Raw genomic sequence first — 18,823 nt, forward strand, 5'->3', positions numbered from 1 at the left:
CGTATCCGGAGGATTCGCGGTTGGAAGCCGGTGACCGGGGTAGCCGGGCTGGGCTGTCGTCATCACCGGCCGGAACGGCGGGTCGCCCGATCCTTGTGAGGGGCCGGCGCCCGCCGCGGCACGGACGGCGAGATCGTGCGCGGCGCGGGAGCCCGCACGACCTCACCGCCCCGGCCGGGGTGCGGGAAACGCGGATACGGTTCGAGGAAAGGTGAGATCGTGACGAGCAACTCTGGACAGACCGGTTCCGAGGCGGCGACGGCCGCGGCCAGGACGCTGGCCGACCCCAACGCGACCGACGAGGAGAAGTCCGCCGCCGCCAGCGCGCTCTCGCAGGCCCCGGAGAGCCACGGGGAGACCGGTGCCGAGGCGGCGTCGGCCTCGTCCAGGACGCTGTCGGACCCGGCGCAGGGCGACGAGGAGAAGTCGGCCGCCGCCAGCGCGCTGTCGCAGACGCCGGAGAACAACAGCGACAAGTGACGATCGCGGCTGCCCGGAGGTCGCCTCCGGGCAGCCGCCGCCCAGGTCGTCAGGAGGTCGCCACGAGGTGCCTCCGGGCGGCGAAGGCCTGCGCCAGCAGCACGCTCGTCCCCTCGGCGAGCAGCTCGCGGGCGATCGCGAAACCGATCCCGGCCCGCCTGCTCACCCCGGTCACCACAGCGACGCGCCCCGCCAGCGACCCCCCGCCGTTACCGTCGTTCGTCTCGATCGCCATGGTCCGATCCTGCCGGAGGGGGCGGTGCGCCCGCGATCGGCCTCCGCGAGCGCACCGCCCCCTTCCGTGACGGACGAGCGGCCGTGGTCCTACTCGCCCGGGAACGGGAGCCGTCGCTCCGTCTGGCACCCTGGTCGGGTGATCGAGGAGTTCGAGGCGGAGCGGCCGAGGATGTTCGGCCTGGCGTACCGGATGCTCGGGTCGGCCACCGAGGCCGAGGACGTCGTCCAGGACGCCTACCTGCGCTGGAGCGGCGCCGAGCGCGAGAACATCGGCTCGCCCGGGGCCTGGCTGGCCAAGGTGGTCACCAACCTCTGCCTCAACCGGCTCTCCGCCGCCCGCGCCACCCGCGAGCGCTACGTCGGCTTCTGGCTCCCCGAGCCCGCGCCGACCGGCGCGCTCGGCCCGCTGGAGAGCGCCGAGCGGCGCGACGCGGTGTCCATGGCCTTCATGCTCCTGCTGGAGCGGCTCACCCCGGCGGAGCGGGCCGTGTTCGTGCTGCGCGAGGCCTTCTCGTACGGGTACCGCGAGATCGCCGACGTGCTCGACCTGTCCGAAGCCAACTGCCGCCAGCTGTACGGCAGGGCCCGGCGCAGGGTCGGCGAGACTCCCCGGTTCGACGCCCCCGGCGAGCAGCGGCGAAGGATCGTGGAACGGTTCCTGGCGGCCGCCGCCGGCGGCGACCTGGCCGGGCTGGAGCGGTTGCTCGCCGACGACGTGGTCACCTGGTCCGACGGCGGAGGCAGGGTGAACGCCGCGCTGCGGCCGGTCGCGGGCCGCGAGCGGGTCGTCCGCTTCCTCGCCGGGATCGCCGCCAAGTTCGGGCAGGACGTGGAGTTCGGCCACGTCGACGTCAACGGTCAGGAGGGGATCCTCGCCCGGCGCGGGGGAGAACTCATCACGGTCTTCGTGATCGAGATCTCCGGCGGTCTGATCGTCGGGGTGCGCGCCGTGCTCAATCCGGAGAAACTGTCACATCTGCGGGAGCTCACCGGTTCTTAGGGGTATGACGGAAAACATCCTTGTCACCGGCGGTACGGGCACTCTCGGCCGCCACGTCGTGGACCGGCTCGCCGCGGCCGGTCACCCCGCCCGCGTGCTGAGCCGCACGCGCGAGCCCCACATCGGGGACCTGCGGACGGGGGCGGGGCTCGACGCCGCCCTTGACGGGGTGGGCACGGTCGTCCACCTCGCCAGCGACCCGCGCGACTCCTCGGCGGACGTCGAGGGCACCCGGCGGCTGATCGCCGCGACGCCCGCGGGCACCCACCTGGTCCACATCTCCATCGTCGGCGTCGAACGGCACCCGTACTCGTACTACCGGCGCAAGTACGAGGCCGAGAGGATCATCGAGGACTCGGGGCTGCCGTACACCATCCTGCGCGCGACGCAGTTCCACGACCTGGTCCTGTTCGCGCTGGAGGCGCTGGCGAAGGCGCCGGTCATGCTCGTTCCCGCCGGGACGAGCCTCCAGCCGGTGGAGGTCGAGGAGGTCGCGGAGCGGCTGGTGGAGCTGGCGCTGGGCGCGCCCGCCGGGAGGGTGCCCGACATGGGCGGCCCCGAGATCGTGAGCGTCGCCGGGCTCGCGCGGACCTACCTGCGCGTCACCGGCCGGCGCAGGCCCGTCGTGCCGCTGCTCCTGCCGGGCCGGGTGGCCGCAGCCTTCCGGCGGGACGCGCACCTCGCGCCGGACCACCCCGACGGGCGCGGGACGTTCGCGGACTTCGTGGCGTCGGCCTCGGGCCGGAGCGGGTACGGGACACGGGCGCGGCGGTGACCGGGACGGTCCCCGCCGCGCGGGATCGCGACCCGTCGTGCGCGCTGCCGCGCCGGCTCCGGTTCTCACGGGAGAGGCCTCCCGGGCCGGTGACCCCGTGCCCGCTTCGCCCGCCGGGGGATCAGGTGGCCCGCGTGCCCGTCCGGGCGGCGATGTGGTCGGGAGGGGCGATTCCGGCCGGAAGCAGGGGGTCGGGGACCGGGGCGAGCCAGGTGGTGGCCAGAGGCAGCCGGCCCGCCCAGAGCCCCAGCTCCGCGTCGGGCCCCTCGCCGTCGTCGGGCGGCCCGGAACTCACCTTGACCGACGCCTCGGCCAGGGAGATCGCGAGGATCGTCGTCGCGGCGAGCTCCTTGCGGCTGGGCCGCCTGGCGTAGTCCCACTGGCCGGGGGCGGCGCGCTCGGTCAGGATCCGCAGCGCGGCCAGCTTCTCCTCGCCCTCCAGGGAGCGGGGCACGCCGTAGACCATGGCGGAGCGGTAGTTGACGCCGTGCTCGAACACCGACCTGGCCAGGATGAGGCCGTCCACGTGGGTGACCGTCACGCAGACCGTTCCCCTACCCGGGTCCGCCGCGCCCCCCGGCTCGTCCGTGCCGGCGCCCGTCGTGGTCCCGGGTTCGTCCGGGCCGGTCAGGCTCCTGCTGGCCACCGAGCCGTGCACGTAGAGGTGGTCGGCGTCGAAGCCGTAGACGGTGGGGACCACCATGGGCACACCACCTGAGATCACTCCCAGGTGGCAGACGAATCCGGCGCCCAGCACCTCGTACAGGGCGGCGCGATCTGTGCGGCCCTTCTCCCGCAGGCGTCGGTGCCGGGTACGCTCGGTCGCGGACAATTCGCTCATGAGGCGATATTCAATCAGGTGACCTAGGAGTTCGGGTGTCCCGTGGTTCGTGTGTCCCGTCATGTGGACCGCAGGGAAGGGGATCCGCGGCGAGCCTGGGGCCGGGACAGCGGCGGAACGGCGGCCCGAACGGAGAAAGACCCGCCGTGGCGGGTCTTTCGCGAGGAGGGCCGGACGGGGTCAGGCGGCGGATGTGGGGCCGCTCGTCCGTGGAAAGCGGAGGACGTTGCGGCCCGTGTAGGCGCTGAGGTCGACGACCTTGGTGTCACCGCTCACCCCTCGGCGTGTCGCGGAACGAATGTCCCTGATCTTGAGCCGTGCGACATATGGTGGCACGACCATAAGTCTCTTCATTGAGCCCCCCGGCGTGATGGTTCCGTTATAAGAATTATCTACAGATCGCCGCATAAGACTGCCGTAAAGGCCAGGTCAACAGGGACCAGGTCAGTAGGGGAGCGGGCGCCCCGAGGGGGAGCGCAGGTCCAGGCCCGAGGCGCGGTCGGGTCGGCGTGGACGCCGCCGCCGGATGATCTGGGTGCGTCGCCGCATGATCTTCCCCTTTTCCGGGCTCGCCGTGCTCCGCGTCCTGTGACACCGGTTCGCCGGACGCTCGCGCGCCTGGCCCGCACGGTCGCCCGTGCGAGCCAAACCTAGTCCGCCGGACCCCTCTCGATCAACCGTTTTGGCTACGCAGGGTTCCCGCGACCTTGCGGGTGGTGACGGCGATCCGGTTCCACGCGTTGATCGTCGAGATCGTCACGACCAGTGCGGCCAGCACCTCCGGCTCGTAGTGCCTGGCGGCCTCGTCCCACACCTCGTCCGGCACCGTCTCGCCGCGGTCGCTGAGCCGGGTGGCCTCCTCGGCCAGGGCGAGGGCCGCCCGCTCGGCGTCGCTGAAGAAGGGCGTCTCCCGCCAGGCCGCCACCGCGAACAGCCGCTCGTCGCTCTCCCCGGCCGCCTTCGCGTCGTGGGAGTGCATGTCGACGCAGAAGCCGCAGCCGTTGATCTGGCTGACCCGCAGCTTGACCAGCTCCTTCGTGGCGTGCGGCAGCCCGCTCTCCGTCAGGTACTTCTCCAGCCTCAGCATGGCCCGGTAGGCCTCCGGGGCGAGCTCGCCGATATCCATCCGCTCTTTCATCGGACACTCCTCAGTTTCTCGGGGTTCCTCACGATGTCGATCTCGGTGATCCGGCCCTCGGAGACGGTCAGCCCGTAGACGGAGAGCCCGTCTTCCCGCGTCCACAGCAGCCCGGCCCGCCCGTTGACCGTGGTCACCGTCAGCCTCCCGGCGCCGCCGTACTTTCTGGCGACCCCGAGCAGGAAGCGGCCCACCCGCTCGCAGCCGCGGACCGGCCTGCGGGCCGCGCCGACCACTCCGCCGCCGTCGCTGCGTATCACCACGTCCGGATCGAGCAGCGCCATCAGCGCGCCGATGTCGCCGTCCCCGCCCCGGATGATCCGCGCGAACGCCTCGACCACCCTGCGGTGCTCGGCCTCGTCGACCTCGAAGCGGGGTGCCCGCGCCGCGACGTGCCCGCGGGCGCGGGCCGCGAGTTGCCGGCACGCGGCGGCGGAGCGCCCAACCGCGCGCGCCACCTCCCCGAACGGCAGCCCGAACACGTCGTGCAGGACGAAGGAGGTGCGCTCGGCGGGGCTGAGTGACTCCAGCACCACCAGCATCGCCAGGCTCATCGACTCGTCCAGGGTCACCCGGTCGGCGGGGTCGCCCCCGCCCACCACGGGCTCCGGCAGCCACGGCCCGACGTATTCCTCGCGCCGTACGCGCGCCGAACGCAGTACGTCCAGCGCGAGTCTCGATACTGTGACCACCAGCCAGCCCGTGACGTCCCCGATCTCCGAACGCTCCGCCCTGCCCAGCCGCAACCAGGCGTCCTGGACCACGTCCTCGGCCTCGTCGAGGCTGCCGAGCAGGGCGTAGGCCACTCCGACCAGGCGTGGCCGGATGGCCTCGAACTCCGCCGCGAGGGCTTCGTCACCGTTCACGTAAGGAGGACGAGACATGTTCCAAGTCTGTGACATCGCCCGAACCCCACCGTCCTCCGGGGCGTCCTATCCACCGGTGAACGGAGTGTGAGTTGAGCACGACACTTATCGACGGTGATCCGCAGAGGCTGGGCGGCTACTGGCTGGCCGGGCGGCTGGGCGCGGGCGGCCAGGGCGTGGTCTACGAGGCGTACGACGCCGACGGCACGCGCGTGGCGGTGAAGGTCCTGCACGGTGACGCCGGGACCGACCCCGAGTTGCGCGACAGGTTCGGCCGCGAGGCCGCCGCCGCCCGCCGGGTGGCCTCGTTCTGCACGGCGGGCGTGCTGGACGCCGATCTCGACGGGCCCAGGCCCTACATCGTCAGCGAGTACGTGGAGGGCCCCAGCCTGCGCCGGGCCGTCGCGGAGGGGCGCCGCTTCACCGGAGGTGACCTGCACCGCCTCGCGACCGCGATCGCCACCGCGCTGACCGCCGTCCACGAGGCCGGGGTGATCCACCGCGACCTCAAACCCGACAACGTCCTGCTGGGCCCGGACGGCCCACGGGTGATCGACTTCGGTGTCGCCCGTACGGAGGACATGTCGCTGACCGCGACCGGCATGGTCGCGGGCACCCCGACCTACATGGCCCCCGAGATCTTCATGGGCCGGCGCGCGACCGCGGCCGTCGACGTCTTCGCCTGGGGCGGGATCATGGTCTTCGCCGCGACGGGCGCTGACCCGTTCCGTGCCGAGAGCCTGGGCGGGATCATGCACCGCGTGCTGTCGGTACAGCCCCAGCTGGACATGCTCCCCGAGCACCTGCGGCCGTTCGTCGCCGCCTCGCTCGCCAAGGACCCCGGATCCAGGCCCACCGCCAGGGACCTGCTGCTGGCCCTGGTCAGCGGCGACGGGGCCCTCAACACCTCCGACACCCCGAGACTGCTCGCGGCCGGCAGCGACGCCGGGGCCCAGGTCCGGGTGGCCTCGGCCGACCCCGCGCTCGGCACCCTCGCCGAGGACGCCTACCTCGCGCTCGGCCCCGCCGAGCGGGAGCTGGCCCCGGAGGTCTTCCTGCGGCTGGTCACCGTGACCGACGACGACCAGCTGGTCGTCCGCCGGGCGCAGTGGGCCGAGCTCCTCGACGGGCGCCGGGAGGGCGAGGCCGCCGCGGTGCGGCGCCTGGTGGAGGTCTTCGCGTACCTGCTCACCCACGACGACCGGGAGGTGTGGCTGTCGCGGCCCGCGCTGCCGCAGGCCTGGCCCAGGCTGCGCGCGTGGGTCCAGGCCAACCGGGACGGCCTGGCCGTGCACCGGGGCATCCTCACCGCCGCGCGGCGCTGGCAGCTCCAGGGGCGCAGGGACGGGGACCTGTTCCAGGGCGGCAGCCTGGAGAACGCCATGCGCTGGGCGGCCACCGGGCGCCGCAACATCACGCTCAGCCCGGTCGAGCGCGACTTCCTGGAGGCGGGCGCCGCCCTCGCCCGGCGCCGCGTCCGCAGGGGCAGGGCGCTCTCCGGCACGCTGGCCGTGCTGCTGGTCGCCGCGCTGGCCGCCGGGGCGTTCGCCGTGCAGCAGAGCAGGGTGGCCGACGCGCGCAGCGCCGTCATCGCCTCCCAGCGCGACCAGGCGACGGCCGCCAGGCTCGCCGCGACGGCCGACGCGTTGCGGATCGCCGAGCCGGTCAGGGCCATGCTGCTCAGCGTGGCCGCGTGGCGGCTGGCGCCGGTGGTCGAGGCGAGGGCGAGCCTGGCCGGTTCGCTGGCCCAGCGGGAGACGGCCGCCTTCCACGACCCGGCCACCGGGATACAGACCCTCAGGGCGCTGAGCGCCGACGGGCGCACCCTCGTCAGCGCGAGCGACGGCGAGGCGCGCGTCTGGGACGTGCGGACCGGCAGGCGCGTCGGCGGCTTCACCGGGATCGGCGGCGAGCTGCGCGGGATCGCGCTGAGCCCGCGAGGCGGCAGGCTCGCCGTGATCAGCGGTCAGAGGCTGAGGATCTGGGACGTGCGGACCGGCAGGCCGACCGGCGCCGTCATGGAGGTCCAGGGCCGGAACGCGGGCGGCGACACCACCGCGTCCTTCGGGCGGTCCGACGACTGGCTCATGGTCAGCCAGGGGGAGGGGTTCACCGTCTGGAACATCGTGACCGGCCAGAAGCACTCCCCGCTCGGGGGGGCCATCGGCAGTGACATCCCGGAGGACGGCCGCGGGCTCGCGACCGGGGATCTCAACGGCGAGGCGGCGGCCTTCACCCTGGACGGCCTGCGCAGGATCCCGCTGGGGAGCCGGTGCAAGCTCTGCGTGCCGAGAGTCGCCTACAGTCCCGACGGCGCGACCATCGCCGTCGGCAAGGGGAAGACCATCGAGCTGCGCGACGCGTTCACCGGGGCGAAGCTGGACACCTTCTTCGAGGAGGGCATGACCGAGGACCTCGTCTTCAGCCCCGACGGACGCTTCCTGGCCTCGGCGGTCGACACGGCCCTGCGGCTCTGGCGGGTCGAGGACGGCAGGCTGCTGCTCACCCAGAGGATCGACGCGTACGAGCCCGTCGTGGCCTTCGACCCGGACGGGCGCACCCTGCGCTACCTCACGGAGGACGCGGTGACGAGCCTCGACGTCTCCGCGCTGACCAGGCCCGTCACGCTGAAGGGCCCGGGTACCCGCTGGGCGGCCCTCAGCCCCGGCGGGCGGCTGCTCGCCTCCAGGGCGGACGGGGCGAGCAAGATCGTGATCCGCGACGTCAGGCGGCGCGCCCGCCTGGGCTCGCTGGAGATCGGGCCCAAGGGCGCCGACAACTTCTTCCAGATGGCCTTCAGCGCCGACGGAGGGCGGCTGGTGGCCAACGAGGGCTCGGACAGCCCCCGGCTGACCGTCTGGGACACCGCCACCTTCAAGCGGATCGCCACCGTCACCCCCGCCCGCGGCGGCCAGACGCCCGCCGCGGCGATCAGCCCCGACGGCACCGCCGTGGCCTCGTACACCCTTTACTACGACGCCGCGACGCAGCCCGAGGGGGAGATCCACCTCTGGGACGTGCCCAGTGGACGGCTCCGCTGGTCGCGGCCCCAGGAGATAACCGAGGGGCTGGTCTTCACCCCCGACGGCGAGGCGCTCGCGGTCGCGGGCGGTGAGCATCGACTGCTGGACGCGGGCACCGGCGAGCCGTTCGGCGAGACCTACGGCTCGCCCACCGTCGGCATCCCGGCGATCGCGCTGGCCTTCGGCGCGGACGGTGCCCGCTTCGCCATCGCCGACAAGAAAGGGCGGATCTCGGTGTTCGAGACCCGGGGCAGGAAGCGGGTGGGCAGCATGATCAGGGGCGAGGAGGGAGTGGGGGCCGACCTGACGTACTCGCCCCGTGGCGACGTCATCGCCGCGGCGATGACCGAGCGGTCGGTGGGGATATGGGACGCCGAGACCGGGCGCCGCCTCGGCCAGCCGATCATCGCCCAGCCCGGAGACCTCCAGACGCTGGCGTTCAGCCCCGACGGCGCCCGGCTGATCGCCGTCGACACGGCGGGCGCCCTGAGCGAGTATCCGGTCGAGCCGGAGGCGGTGGCGCGGGCGGTCTGCGAGCGCGCGGGCCGCACCCTGTCGCGCGAGGAGTGGCGAACCTACCTGGGGGACCTGCCCTATCGCGACGTCTGCCCTGCTTGAGTGACTCGTTCCGACGGTGACGGCCCGGTGACGTCACGGTGCCTTCCCGGCGGGAGTGGCACCTCCGGCCCCACCGCGACCGGGCCCGGCGCTGCCGGCGCTGCCCGAGCTCATCGACATCACCCGCCCGGCCATCCCTTCAAACTCACTTCAATGCGGATTTTGGACTTACTTGGGCGAGACCCTGCCCTGTGTCACCTCGGCACGGGGAATCCATTACCGGAGGGATTTCGGCCGAGCCGTCACAGGTCGCGGGGCTGTCCTGTCTGAGCCGGTGACCGGGTGGCGAGGGGCGCCTTCGGGGGACAGGAAGGGTTGTCATGAAGATCGTGGTGATCGGCGGTACCGGCCTGATCGGGTCGAAGCTCGTGGCGAGGCTCGGAGAGCAGGGCCACGAGGCGGTGGCGGCGTCGCCGAACACCGGCGTCAACACCCTCACCGGCGAAGGTCTCGCCGACGTCCTGGCCGGCGCGGACGTGGTGATCGACGTGTCGAACTCCCCGTCCTTCGAGGCCGCCGAGGTCCTGGAGTTCTTCGAGACCTCCACCCGGAACCTGCTCGCCGCGGAGAAGGCGGCGGGCGTCGGCCACCACGTCGCGCTGTCGGTGGTGGGAACCGCGCGCCTGCCCCAGAGCGGCTACTTCCGGGCGAAGGTCGCCCAGGAGAAGCTGATCGAGGACTCCTCGATCCCGTACTCCATCGTGCACGCCACCCAGTTCTTCGAGTTCACCCGCGGCATCGCCGACGCGGCCACCGACGGAGGCACGGTCCGGATGGCACCGGTGTCCTACCAGCCCCTCGCGGGCGACGATGTCGCCCGGGTGGTCGGAGAGGTCGCGGTGGGTCCGCCGGTGAACGGGAGGGTCGAGGTCGCCGGGCCAGAGAGGTTCCGGATGGACGGGTTCTTCCTGGACGCCCTGGCCGCCTGGGACGATCCGCGCGAGGTGGTCGCGGATCCGCACGCGCGCTACTTCGGAGCCGAACTGGCCGAGGGGTCCCTGGTGCCGGAGGGCGACGACGCGATCCTCGGCGAGATCCGGTACGAGGACTGGCCGGGCCGGGCCACCGCCGCCACCGGAAAATAACGCCTCCCCGCCGGGCGCGGGCCCCCGGCCGGGCGTACCTGAGGGAAGGCGCGCGGGCCGGCCGGGGCCGGGCGAAGGGACCGGGAACACCGGGCGCTCCTCGAGAGCCCGGGGCGATCCGGCGTTCGTCCTCGTCGAGGGAAACATTTTTTCCGCGGGTCGCATCAAACACCGCATGAGAGTGGCGCGGGAGTTGATCGTGGGCGATCCCTGGCGGCTGGGAGGCTACCGTCTCGCCGGGCGGCTGGGGGCGGGCGCCCTGGGCGTGGTCTACGAGGGGTACGGCCAGGGCGGGGAGCGGGTCGTGGTGACGGTCCTGCACGGCCGCCCGGGAGGTGAGGCGCCCGCCGCCGAGGCCGCCGCCGCCCGCCGCGTCGCCTCTTCCTGCACGGCGAGCGTGCTGGACGCCGACCTCGACGGGCCCAGGCCGTACATCGTCAGCCGGTACGTGGAGGGCCCCAGCCTGCGCCGGGCCGGGCGGGTCTTCGGCGGCGACGACCTGCACGGCCTCGCGGCCGCGGTCGCCACCGCGCTGACCGCCCTCCACGACGCCGGGGTGGTCCACCGCGACCTCACGCCCGACAACGTGATCCTCGGCGGCGACGGTCCCAGGGTCATCGGATTCGGGATGGCCCCCGGGCGGGTGACGTCGCTGACCGCCACCGGGCTCAGGGCGCGGGTGCCGTCGTACACGGCGCCCGAGGTGTTCACCGGCGGCGCGGCGGGCACGGCCGCCGACGTGTTCGCCTGGGGCGGGATCGTGCTGTACGCCGCGACAGGCGAGGACCCGTTCGCGGCGGGCAGCCTGGGCGCGGTGATGCACCGGATCCTCTCGCTCGACCCCGACCTGGGCCCGCTGCCCCGGCTCCTGCGGCCGCTGGCCGCCGCCGCGCTCGCCAAGGACCCCCGCGCCAGGCCGGCCGCCCGCGACCTGCTGATCGCCCTGCTCCCCGGGTGCGCCCCGGATCCCGGGACGGCCGCGCTGCTGCGGGCGGGGGCCGAGATGGCGGCCGGGATCCGTACGGCCTGCGACGACCCCGGGCTGGGGGCGCTGGCCGAGTCCGCGTACGCCGCGCTCGGCCCGGCGGACCGGGAGCGCGCGCCCGCGGTGTTCCTGAGACTCGTCGCCATCGCCCCCGATGGGCAGCCGGTCGCCCGCGAGGCCAGGGTGCCCGCCGGATCCGAGCGCGTCCTGCGCGGCTTCGCGGGACTGGTCGCGCACCGGCGGGAGGGGACGCGTCTGGTCCACCAGGCGCTTCCGTACGCCTGGCCACGGCTGGGGGCGTGGATCGAGGCCGACCGCGCCCGCCTCGTGGCGCGCGAGAGGCTCGCCCGGCTGCTTCCCCTGCTGCCGGTCGCGCTGGTGGTGCTGGCGCTGCTGGCCGCCGGGGTGATCGTGGCGGGGCGGATTGTCTGACCTGCGGATACCTGGGTACGACTTTCCCCGGAGAAGCCGATGGTTTTCGGGGGGAAACATGGCGAGCTGTGAAACGTGCGGTAACGACTACGACATGAGCTTCGAGGTGCACGCCCAGGGCAAGGTGCACGTCTTCGACAGCTTCGAGTGCGCGATCCAGCGGATGGCGCCCATCTGCGAGCACTGCGGGGTCCGGATCGTCGGGCACGGTGTCGCGGCGGGGCGGCGCTGGTTCTGCTGCGCCCACTGCGCGAGGAAGGAGGGGGCGACCGCGATCGTGGACCGGGTCGCCGCGGAGGTGTGAGGTACCGGAGTCGCGTCGCGGCCCGGGCCGCGACGCGGTGACGGCGCTCGGCGCCGTCCGGACACCGGCGACGTCGAACTCACCCGGCGGTGTGAGGCGGTGTTAACGAGACTGGCACGATCTGGTATTCCGTGAGTCTGGCTGAGACCGCCTCCTGCCTTCACACTGGGGCCTATGTGGGATTTTGATGTCCTCGTTCTTGGTTCCGGGCCGGGCGGGCAGAAGGCCGCGATCGCCGCGGCGAAACTCGAACGACGTGTCGCGCTCGTCGAGCGGCGCAACATGCTCGGCGGGGTGTGCATCAACACCGGCACCATCCCCTCCAAGACACTGCGCGAGGCCGTCCTGCACCTGACGGGCCTCAACCAGCGCGGCATGTACGGCCAGAGCTACCGGGTGAAGGACGAGATCACCGCGGCGGACCTGGGGATCCGTACCCAGCACGTGATCGGCCGGGAGATCGACGTGATCCGCAGCCAGCTGTCGCGCAACCACGTGGCGACGCTCAACGGGCACGGCCACTTCGTGGACCCGCACACGATCGGCGTGGTCGACGAGCACGGCCACGAGACCAAGGTCACCGCCGACAAGATCGTTGTCGCCACCGGCACCCGGCCGGCCCGCCCCGACACCGTGGAGTTCGACGGCCACACGATCATCGACTCGGACGGCATCCTGCAGCTGCAGGACATCCCCGACTCGATGGTGGTCGTGGGGGCCGGGGTGATCGGCATCGAGTACGCCTCCATGTTCGCCGCGCTGGGCACCAAGGTGACCGTGGTCGAGCGCCGCGACCGGATGCTCGACTTCTGCGACCTGGAGATCGTCGAGGCGCTCAAGTACCACCTGCGCGACCTGGCGGTGACCTTCCGCTTCGGCGAGACCGTCGCCGCCGTGGAGCGCCGCCCCCGGGGCGCGCTGACCGTGCTGGAGAGCGGCAAGCGGATCCCCGCGGAGACGGTGATGTACTCGGCCGGACGCCACGGCATGACCGACGAGCTCGCCCTGGAGGCCGCTGAGCTGTCCGCCGACGCCCGGGGCCGCATCCAGGTCGACGAGCACTACCGCACCGCCGTGCCGCACATCTACGCCGTCGGCGACGTCATCGGTTTCCCCTCCCTGGCCGCCACCTCCATGGAGCAGGGCCGCATCGCCGCCCACCACGCCTGCGGCGAACCGCTGCGCGGAATCCACCACCTGCAGCCGATCGGCATCTACACGATCCCCGAGATCAGCTTCATCGGTCCCACCGAGGACGAGCTGACCGCCTCCCACGTCCCCTTCGAGGTCGGCATCTCCCGCTACCGCGAGCTGGCCCGGGGCCAGATCATCGGCGACACCTACGGCATGTTGAAACTCCTGGTCTCCCCGGACACCCGCGCCCTGCTCGGCGTGCACGTCTTCGGCACCGGCGCCACCGAACTCCTGCACATCGGCCAGGCCGTCATGGGCTGCGGCGGCACCATCGACTATCTGGTCGACGCCGTCTTCAACTACCCCACCCTGGCCGAGTCCTACAAGGTCGCCGCCCTGGACGCCATGAACAAGCTCCGCCGGGTGGCCCGCTTCGAGCTCTGACCCCCGCCCCCCGAAGGCCGGTCCGCCCCGTCGGAGGCCCTGTCCCCGTTGGAGGCCCTGTCCCCATCGGAGACGCTGTCCTCGGCGAAGGCCCTACTCTCGGCGTTCCCGGCGTTTCCGGCGAGAACCCTGTCAGAGGCCCTGCCCGGACCGGGGCGTTCACGGTCGCGGGCGCAGGAGGTAGTCTCCGGCGAGCCTGACGGCCTCGCGCTTGGTGTGCCCGGGGTGGTCCACGACGATGAAGTGGCGGCCGATCGCGAGCGCGAACGCCAGGGTGCTGCGGGCCTCGATCTCGTCGGGATCGGTGACGAACGTGCCGAACATCCTCCGCAGGAAGTCCATGCGCTCGTTGTCGACACGCCGCAGGCGCGTCGCGACGGACTGGTCGTGGCGGGCCCAGGCCCGGACCGCGAGGTCGATCCGGTGGAAGTCCTCGGAGAAGGTCAGCTCGCCGGCACGCCTGATCCTCTCGGCGGCGTCGCCACCGGCGGCGTCGACCTGGGCGAGGACCTCCTTGGTACAGCGGCGCTCCCACTCGTCGAGCATCTCCGCGAGCAGCGCGGGACGGCCGTCGAAGTATCCGTAGAATCCGCCCTTCGTCACGCCGAGCCGGGTGGCGAGCGTCTCGACGCGGACCGCGTCGGGCCCTCCCTGGGCGAGGGCTTCGAGGCCCGCCTCTATCCAGCGGGTTCGTGGTGTACGGGCCACGGCGGGAATCCGGCTCCATCCATTGATCGCGTTGAAGTTGTACGGTACCGTATAAACGAAATATACGGCACCGTATAAGCGAAGGGCCGAACCGTGCCGCGACTCGCAGAGACCACCCATACCGAGCGCCCATGGCGCGTCCACGAACTCACGAGTGACTTCACGGTCGAGGACGTGTGGTCGTTCCGCACCCCCGGAGCCGGGCCCGGCGACTTCCCGGTGATGCTCGCGGCGTTGCGCGCCGCACTCGAATCCACGAAGCAGCCCTGGCCGGTGAGGTTCCTGTTCGCCGTCCGGTGGAAACTCGGCGCGCTCCTCGGCTGGGACAGACCGTCGGCGGGCGTCGGCACGCGGGTCGTCTCGCTCCGCGACCGCCTGCCGAGCGACCTCCGAGACGCTCCGCGCGGCCTGGACGACGTGAGAATGCCCCTCAAGGCGGTCTACGAGCTCGACACGGAGGCCGCGCGCGAGCTGGCGAACAAGACCGTGCACGGCGTGATGCATCTCGGCTGGGTTCAGGGAGCGAGCGGCGACCACGAGCTGCGGATGGCCGTCCTCGTCAAGCCCAACGGATGGTTCGGGCGGCTCTACATGGCCGCCATCGCGCCTTTCCGGTATCTCATCGTCTATCCGGCTCTGACCCGGCAGTGGGAACGCGCCTGGCGCGACCGCGATCGTGCCCGCGCGGGGGCGGGGCACGAGGAAGGACGGTCACGATGAGGTCCGGAAAGCGGCTGCTCCGATGGGCGAGCGGGATCATGCTCGTGCTGGGAGCGGGGCATCTGTCCCTGCTGGCGCTCTTCGCCCGGGAGGACGTCACCGGCTGGGCGGGTCGGGGGATGTGGGCGGCCGTCCCGCTCGTGCTCACGGACGGGGGCGCCGGCAAGACGGCGGAGTCCCTCCGGAACGAGGTCACCTTCTGGGCCGGTCCGGGAAGCTTCGCCGTGCCCCTGGTTCTCCTGGGTTGCCTGACATGGCATCTGGCCGGACGCGGGGTGGCCGTGCCGGCCGGGATCGGCTGGGGCCTCGCGGCGTGGTGCGCGCTGGGCGGCGTCCTTCTCGTGCCGTCCCCGTTCTTCGCCGGGACCATCGCAGGGGCGCTCGTCATCCTGGCGGCGCGGAGGGAGAACCGCCCTGTCACCCGGGCGACAGGGCGGGAACCCCTTCCCCGATCGGCGTAGAGCTCGTCCCCTCACCGGCCCGCCCCACCCTGGCCGAGTCCTGTGGCCCGCTTCGGACTCCGATCCGTTCACGACGGGGCGGTTCCGGAGCCCGATGGTCAAGCGGCGGATCCGGCCTGATCTTTGTGGTGGAATATGCCGAATGGAGAGAGCAAGGCAGCTGGTGGGCGAGATGCTGATCTACTGCTTCGCGGTCGTCCTGCTCACTGGCGGCTTCCTGGCGTTCTTCTACAATCCCGGCAGCCATCTCGTGGTCTACGACGGCAGCTACGCGCCGCTGCAGGGTGTTCCCATGAGTGCCGCCTACAATTCGGCACTGGAGATCAACTTCGAGGTGCGCGGCGGCCTGCTCGTGCGGCAACTGCACCACACCTTCTCGGTCCTGCTCGTCACGGGAGCCGTCGTCTGGACCCTGCTCGGCAAGTTCCGGTACGTGTTCGCGCTGCTGGGCCTGGGCCTGGCCGTGCTCTGCGGACTCTCCGGCTACGGAGCCGTCGACGACCTGCTGTCCGGGACCGTCCTGGGAAGGCTGCCCACGCCCTGGTGGTACGGCCTGCACCTGCTGGCGGCACTGGGGCTGGGCGCCGTACTGGTGATCTCCTCGCGACGAGAGGCCGCCCGGCACCCCAGAACACTCCGGTTCGTGGCACTGAGCCTCGGCCTCACCGTTCTGGTGGTCTTCTTTCTCTAGATGACCGTGGTCGAGCGCCGCGAGCGGATGCTCGACCTCTGCGACCTGGAGATCGTCGAGGCGCTCAAGTACCACCTGCGAGCCCTGGCGATGACCTTCCGCTTCGGCGAGACCGTCGCCGCGGTGGAGCGCCGCCCCTGGGGCGCACTGACCGTGCTGGAGAGCGGCAGGGGACGAAGGCTGAGACTGATTAGGATGACGCCGTATGGAGGGCCTCAACGGGGTGCGCGGGGTTTCGTACGTGGTCGCGTGTGCCGCGCCCGCGGCTGCCGACCTTCGGCGTCTGGTGGGGCTCGCTCAGGCGAGCGGATGGCGGGTGCATGTGGTCACCACGCCGATGGGGGCGCGCTTCGTCGATGCCCCGGAGTTGGAACGGCTGACCGGCGATCAGGTTCGCAGCGCCTACCGCATGCCGGGCGAGCCTAAGGGGCTGCCTCCGGCAGATGCGGTGATCGTGGCTCCGGCGACGTTCAACACCATTAACAAATGGGCGAACGGAATGGCCGACACCTTCGCGGTCGGGTTGCTGTGCGAGGTAATGGGTTTCGGCGTTCCGATCGTGGCCGTCCCATTGCTCAAGGACGCCCTTGCCCGCCATCGCGCTTTCGGACGCAGTCTCGATGCGCTCCGGGAAATGGGGGTGCGGGTCCTGTTCGATCCCACCGCGCCGTCAGACGCGCGCATGCCATCCTGGGAACGCGTCATCGAAGAGCTACACAGCGTCGTCGGAGGGCGAGACTCGCAGGGGTGATGGTGTGGATGCCAGCAGGGAGATCGGTCAGCGGATCGCTAGGACGCGACGCCGTCGCGGACTGTCCCAGTCCGTCCTCGCCGGGCTGATCGGCCGTTCCGAGAGCTGGCTCAGTCAGGTCGAGCGTGGCAAGCGCTCTGTGGACAGCCATAGCGTGATCAGCGCTCTGGCTGAGACCCTGGGGCTGGCAGCCGATGAACTCACCGCGACGAAGACAGACACGATGACGCAGTACCAGGCGACCTCCGGTATCCGTCAGGCCATGATGGGCTACGACGGTCTGTCGTCATTGATCGACCCTCGCCACGTCGAGGGGACACCGGAAAACCTCACCTGGCTGCGCCATGAGATCCGGGTGGTGAACCGGCTCTACCAGGCGACACGCTACGACGAGGTCGGCAGACGACTGCCCGGCCTGATCGTGGCGACCGAACTCGGCAGCCGACACGCCCCGGCGAAACGACGCGGGGCCTACCAGACCCTCCGCTCGCTGACCTACCACTGCGCCACCACCACGCTACGCCGCGTCGGAGAGGCCGAGCTCGCGTGGATGGCCGCCGACCGCTCACTGGCCGCCGCGGAGGAGACCGAACAAGCGTTGCTCGTCGCGGTGAGCGCCTATCGGCTCGGTTATGTCTTCGTGCGGCTCCGCGAACATGACAGGGCCCTTCAGGTGGTGCTGCGCGCCGCCGATGCCCTGCGACACGCCTTTCGGCGTCCCGATCCTCGATCACTGTCCATCCTCGGCGCTCTCAACCTGGTCGCGGTCACCGCGGCAGCCGCCCAGTACGACCAGGCGGCGGTGCGGACGTTCCTCGCGGAGGCGAGGCGAATGGCTGAGCGCATCGGGGAGGATCGCAATGATTTCTGGACCGCTTTCGGGCTGACCAACGTCACCATTTACGAGGTCTCTGCAGCAGTGGAGTTCGGCGATGCTTGTCAGGCCGTGCGCAAGGGCGAGACTCTGAACACCGCCGATCTGGCCGCCGGCCTCGTGGGGCGGCGTGCCCAGGTGCATCTCGACCTCGCACGGGCCTATGCCGTACAGCGCAAGGACGCCGCATCGGTGAACATGCTCCTTGAGGCGGAACGGCTCTCACCCGAACTCGTCCGTTATGGCGGTCGCCCTCATGAGCTGCTGACCCAGCTCCTCAAGCGTGAGCACCGGCCGAGCACTCCACGGCTTAGGGGCCTGGCCACGCGGGCGGGCATCGCCTGACCCGCATTTCAGCGCGGGTTTTTTAGCCTCACGATGATACGGGGCTGACGAACGCGCTCTCCTTACGGTCGCTCCTGACGTGCTGACGACATCAGCTCACCTCGCTGTCAGGAAGGCTAGCCCATGCCGGTGATACGCGGGCAAGTCGCGAAATCCGATCAAATACGTCCGGACAGAACGGATGCCGTGCGTCCTCAGCCGGGTAGTGAGGGCAACCTCGCAGGCAGGTGGGCGCCTTTCGCGGTGAAGCCCTCAGTGGAGGTAATCGCCGCGAAAGAACTCCAAGAGGCTTTGGAGACACACGGCATCACCTCCGACGTGCACGACGGTTACGGGCTGGCGCTGGTGTCGGTCTGGGTGGGGCTGGTGGTGTGGTGCGACGGGGCGCGGTTCTGGTGGCGTACCGGGTGGGACGCCCGGCGGGGACGGTTCGTCTATGCCTGGCATCCGGTGACCGAGCCCGACCGCGCCGCTCGGCGCATCACGTTTCGCTACCGGGAACTGAGGGAGACGCATCCGCTGTCGGAATTGATCGCCGAGAGCATGTCGTGACCGTTCTGGACGCGTGTCTGAGCCCGCACGTGGTGATGGCCCAGCGTGATCATGTCCGGCTGGAGTGGCGGAGGCCGTACCCGGCGCTGGGGCGGGTGCGTTCGGTGGCCTGGACCTGCTTCTGCCGGGCCACGGTCTACGAGTTGTGCGAGGGCGCGGGACGGGCGTTCCTGCGGCGGACCGTCCAGCGCGACGGCGGGGACGACGAGGTCCACGAGACCTCCACGTGGCCGGTCGGTGAGGCTCGGGTGATCTGGACGGCGCTGCTGTCCGGGCGGGCCCGGTAGAGACGGGTGCGGTGGCGTGGGATCTGGAGGGACCCGCGCCACCGTGCCTTCGAGGGCGAACGGCCGCCGGGT

At 71.6% G+C, this 18,823-nt stretch carries 20 protein-coding genes and 1 pseudogene; 16 read left to right on the top strand and 5 right to left on the bottom strand.

Going from position 1 to position 18,823, the window contains the following annotated elements; translation table 11 throughout:
• Nucleotides 1-219 precede the first annotated feature (219 nt).
• Entirely contained in the window at nucleotides 220-480 is a 261-nt protein-coding gene (locus ACTOQ2_RS22775; protein WP_440064691.1) for a hypothetical protein, read from the top strand.
• Between the two features lie 49 nt (nucleotides 481-529).
• Here ACTOQ2_RS22775 and ACTOQ2_RS22780 read toward each other — a convergent pair whose 3' ends face one another.
• Nucleotides 530-715 carry a hypothetical protein gene (locus tag ACTOQ2_RS22780; RefSeq protein ID WP_440101970.1) on the bottom strand — a complete coding sequence of 62 codons (186 nt, stop codon included), beginning with the start codon at nucleotides 713-715 and terminating at the stop codon, nucleotides 530-532.
• A gap of 138 nt (nucleotides 716-853) precedes the next feature.
• On the opposite strand from ACTOQ2_RS22780, the gene ACTOQ2_RS22785 reads away from it, so the two are divergent.
• Together ACTOQ2_RS22785 and ACTOQ2_RS22790 are read left to right on the top strand one after the other, a co-directional pair.
• The gene (locus tag ACTOQ2_RS22785) at nucleotides 854-1,717 is read left to right on the top strand and encodes an RNA polymerase sigma-70 factor (RefSeq protein WP_440101972.1); all 864 of its coding nucleotides are present in this window, start codon (nucleotides 854-856) and stop codon (nucleotides 1,715-1,717) included.
• A gap of 4 nt (nucleotides 1,718-1,721) precedes the next feature.
• Entirely contained in the window at nucleotides 1,722-2,492 is a 771-nt protein-coding gene (locus ACTOQ2_RS22790; protein ID WP_440101974.1) for an SDR family oxidoreductase, read from the top strand.
• Nucleotides 2,493-2,613: 121 nt separating this feature from the next.
• On the opposite strand, the gene ACTOQ2_RS22795 is transcribed toward ACTOQ2_RS22790, so the two are convergent.
• The 3 genes from ACTOQ2_RS22795 to sigJ all read right to left on the bottom strand — a co-directional run bounded on the left by ACTOQ2_RS22795 (nucleotide 2,614) and on the right by sigJ (nucleotide 5,355).
• Nucleotides 2,614-3,333, bottom strand: a complete 720-nt coding sequence (locus ACTOQ2_RS22795; RefSeq protein ID WP_440101976.1) for a pyridoxamine 5'-phosphate oxidase family protein — start codon at nucleotides 3,331-3,333, stop codon at nucleotides 2,614-2,616.
• A gap of 673 nt (nucleotides 3,334-4,006) precedes the next feature.
• Nucleotides 4,007-4,471 carry a carboxymuconolactone decarboxylase family protein gene (locus ACTOQ2_RS22800; protein ID WP_440101978.1) on the bottom strand — a complete coding sequence of 155 codons (465 nt, stop codon included), beginning with the start codon at nucleotides 4,469-4,471 and terminating at the stop codon, nucleotides 4,007-4,009.
• Nucleotides 4,468-5,355 (bottom strand): RNA polymerase sigma factor SigJ, encoded by an 888-nt coding sequence (gene sigJ, locus ACTOQ2_RS22805; protein ID WP_440101980.1) that lies wholly within the window; start codon nucleotides 5,353-5,355, stop codon nucleotides 4,468-4,470. Before sigJ ends, ACTOQ2_RS22800 begins: the two co-directional genes overlap by 4 nt.
• Nucleotides 5,356-5,429: 74 nt before the next feature.
• Between sigJ and ACTOQ2_RS22810 the strand changes: the two genes are divergently transcribed.
• The 5 genes from ACTOQ2_RS22810 to sthA all read left to right on the top strand — a co-directional run bounded on the left by ACTOQ2_RS22810 (nucleotide 5,430) and on the right by sthA (nucleotide 13,362).
• On the top strand, nucleotides 5,430-8,978 hold the full coding sequence (locus tag ACTOQ2_RS22810) for a protein kinase domain-containing protein (RefSeq protein WP_440101982.1): 3,549 nt from the start codon (nucleotides 5,430-5,432) through the stop codon (nucleotides 8,976-8,978).
• Nucleotides 8,979-9,298: 320 nt separating this feature from the next.
• Nucleotides 9,299-10,063 (top strand): SDR family oxidoreductase, encoded by a 765-nt coding sequence (locus ACTOQ2_RS22815; protein WP_440101984.1) that lies wholly within the window; start codon nucleotides 9,299-9,301, stop codon nucleotides 10,061-10,063.
• 175 nt (nucleotides 10,064-10,238) lie between these two features.
• Nucleotides 10,239-11,480, top strand: a complete 1,242-nt coding sequence (locus tag ACTOQ2_RS22820; protein ID WP_440101985.1) for a serine/threonine protein kinase — start codon at nucleotides 10,239-10,241, stop codon at nucleotides 11,478-11,480.
• A gap of 58 nt (nucleotides 11,481-11,538) precedes the next feature.
• Nucleotides 11,539-11,784, top strand: a complete 246-nt coding sequence (locus tag ACTOQ2_RS22825; RefSeq protein ID WP_440101987.1) for a hypothetical protein — start codon at nucleotides 11,539-11,541, stop codon at nucleotides 11,782-11,784.
• 174 nt (nucleotides 11,785-11,958) lie between these two features.
• Nucleotides 11,959-13,362 (top strand): Si-specific NAD(P)(+) transhydrogenase, encoded by a 1,404-nt coding sequence (gene sthA / locus ACTOQ2_RS22830; RefSeq protein WP_440101989.1) that lies wholly within the window; start codon nucleotides 11,959-11,961, stop codon nucleotides 13,360-13,362.
• A gap of 159 nt (nucleotides 13,363-13,521) precedes the next feature.
• Here sthA and ACTOQ2_RS22835 read toward each other — a convergent pair whose 3' ends face one another.
• Nucleotides 13,522-14,070 carry a TetR/AcrR family transcriptional regulator gene (locus ACTOQ2_RS22835; protein ID WP_440064677.1) on the bottom strand — a complete coding sequence of 183 codons (549 nt, stop codon included), beginning with the start codon at nucleotides 14,068-14,070 and terminating at the stop codon, nucleotides 13,522-13,524.
• A gap of 93 nt (nucleotides 14,071-14,163) precedes the next feature.
• Between ACTOQ2_RS22835 and ACTOQ2_RS22840 the strand changes: the two genes are divergently transcribed.
• From ACTOQ2_RS22840 to ACTOQ2_RS22875, 8 genes and pseudogenes are all read left to right on the top strand, one after another.
• Nucleotides 14,164-14,790 carry a DUF2867 domain-containing protein gene (locus tag ACTOQ2_RS22840; protein ID WP_440101991.1) on the top strand — a complete coding sequence of 209 codons (627 nt, stop codon included), beginning with the start codon at nucleotides 14,164-14,166 and terminating at the stop codon, nucleotides 14,788-14,790.
• Nucleotides 14,787-15,251, top strand: a complete 465-nt coding sequence (locus tag ACTOQ2_RS22845) for a hypothetical protein (RefSeq protein ID WP_440101993.1) — start codon at nucleotides 14,787-14,789, stop codon at nucleotides 15,249-15,251. The genes ACTOQ2_RS22840 and ACTOQ2_RS22845 overlap by 4 nt, the downstream gene beginning before the upstream one ends.
• Nucleotides 15,252-15,393: 142 nt before the next feature.
• Nucleotides 15,394-15,942 carry a hypothetical protein gene (locus ACTOQ2_RS22850; RefSeq protein ID WP_440101995.1) on the top strand — a complete coding sequence of 183 codons (549 nt, stop codon included), beginning with the start codon at nucleotides 15,394-15,396 and terminating at the stop codon, nucleotides 15,940-15,942.
• Nucleotides 15,943-16,068 (top strand): annotated as a pseudogene (locus tag ACTOQ2_RS22855) (NAD-binding protein); the annotation flags it as partial.
• Between the two features lie 79 nt (nucleotides 16,069-16,147).
• On the top strand, nucleotides 16,148-16,693 hold the full coding sequence (locus ACTOQ2_RS22860; protein WP_440101997.1) for a flavoprotein: 546 nt from the start codon (nucleotides 16,148-16,150) through the stop codon (nucleotides 16,691-16,693).
• Between the two features lie 4 nt (nucleotides 16,694-16,697).
• Nucleotides 16,698-17,912, top strand: a complete 1,215-nt coding sequence (locus tag ACTOQ2_RS22865) for a helix-turn-helix domain-containing protein (RefSeq protein WP_440101999.1) — start codon at nucleotides 16,698-16,700, stop codon at nucleotides 17,910-17,912.
• 255 nt (nucleotides 17,913-18,167) lie between these two features.
• Complete coding sequence (locus ACTOQ2_RS22870; RefSeq protein WP_440102001.1) at nucleotides 18,168-18,464, top strand: hypothetical protein; 297 nt, start codon at nucleotides 18,168-18,170, stop codon at nucleotides 18,462-18,464.
• Entirely contained in the window at nucleotides 18,461-18,751 is a 291-nt protein-coding gene (locus ACTOQ2_RS22875; RefSeq protein WP_440102003.1) for a hypothetical protein, read from the top strand. The genes ACTOQ2_RS22870 and ACTOQ2_RS22875 overlap by 4 nt, the downstream gene beginning before the upstream one ends.
• Nucleotides 18,752-18,823 lie beyond the last annotated feature (72 nt).

It is taken from the genome of Streptosporangium sp. H16 (genome assembly GCF_051918855.1).
Taxonomy (GTDB): domain Bacteria; phylum Actinomycetota; class Actinomycetes; order Streptosporangiales; family Streptosporangiaceae; genus Streptosporangium.

Bases quoted from the DNA above. Each gene is read 5' to 3' on its own strand.
- ACTOQ2_RS22780 (WP_440101970.1), bottom strand. From the start codon at position 715: ATGGCGATCGAGACGAACGACGGTAACGGCGGGGGGTCGCTGGCGGGG.
- ACTOQ2_RS22790 (WP_440101974.1), top strand. From the start codon at position 1,722: ATGACGGAAAACATCCTTGTCACCGGCGGTACGGGCACTCTCGGCCGC.
- ACTOQ2_RS22795 (WP_440101976.1), bottom strand. From the start codon at position 3,333: ATGAGCGAATTGTCCGCGACCGAGCGTACCCGGCACCGACGCCTGCGG.
- ACTOQ2_RS22800 (WP_440101978.1), bottom strand. From the start codon at position 4,471: ATGAAAGAGCGGATGGATATCGGCGAGCTCGCCCCGGAGGCCTACCGG.
- sigJ (WP_440101980.1), bottom strand. From the start codon at position 5,355: ATGTCTCGTCCTCCTTACGTGAACGGTGACGAAGCCCTCGCGGCGGAG.
- ACTOQ2_RS22815 (WP_440101984.1), top strand. From the start codon at position 9,299: ATGAAGATCGTGGTGATCGGCGGTACCGGCCTGATCGGGTCGAAGCTC.
- ACTOQ2_RS22820 (WP_440101985.1), top strand. From the start codon at position 10,239: ATGAGAGTGGCGCGGGAGTTGATCGTGGGCGATCCCTGGCGGCTGGGA.
- ACTOQ2_RS22825 (WP_440101987.1), top strand. From the start codon at position 11,539: ATGGCGAGCTGTGAAACGTGCGGTAACGACTACGACATGAGCTTCGAG.
- sthA (WP_440101989.1), top strand. From the start codon at position 11,959: ATGTGGGATTTTGATGTCCTCGTTCTTGGTTCCGGGCCGGGCGGGCAG.
- ACTOQ2_RS22845 (WP_440101993.1), top strand. From the start codon at position 14,787: ATGAGGTCCGGAAAGCGGCTGCTCCGATGGGCGAGCGGGATCATGCTC.
- ACTOQ2_RS22850 (WP_440101995.1), top strand. From the start codon at position 15,394: ATGGAGAGAGCAAGGCAGCTGGTGGGCGAGATGCTGATCTACTGCTTC.
- ACTOQ2_RS22860 (WP_440101997.1), top strand. From the start codon at position 16,148: ATGGAGGGCCTCAACGGGGTGCGCGGGGTTTCGTACGTGGTCGCGTGT.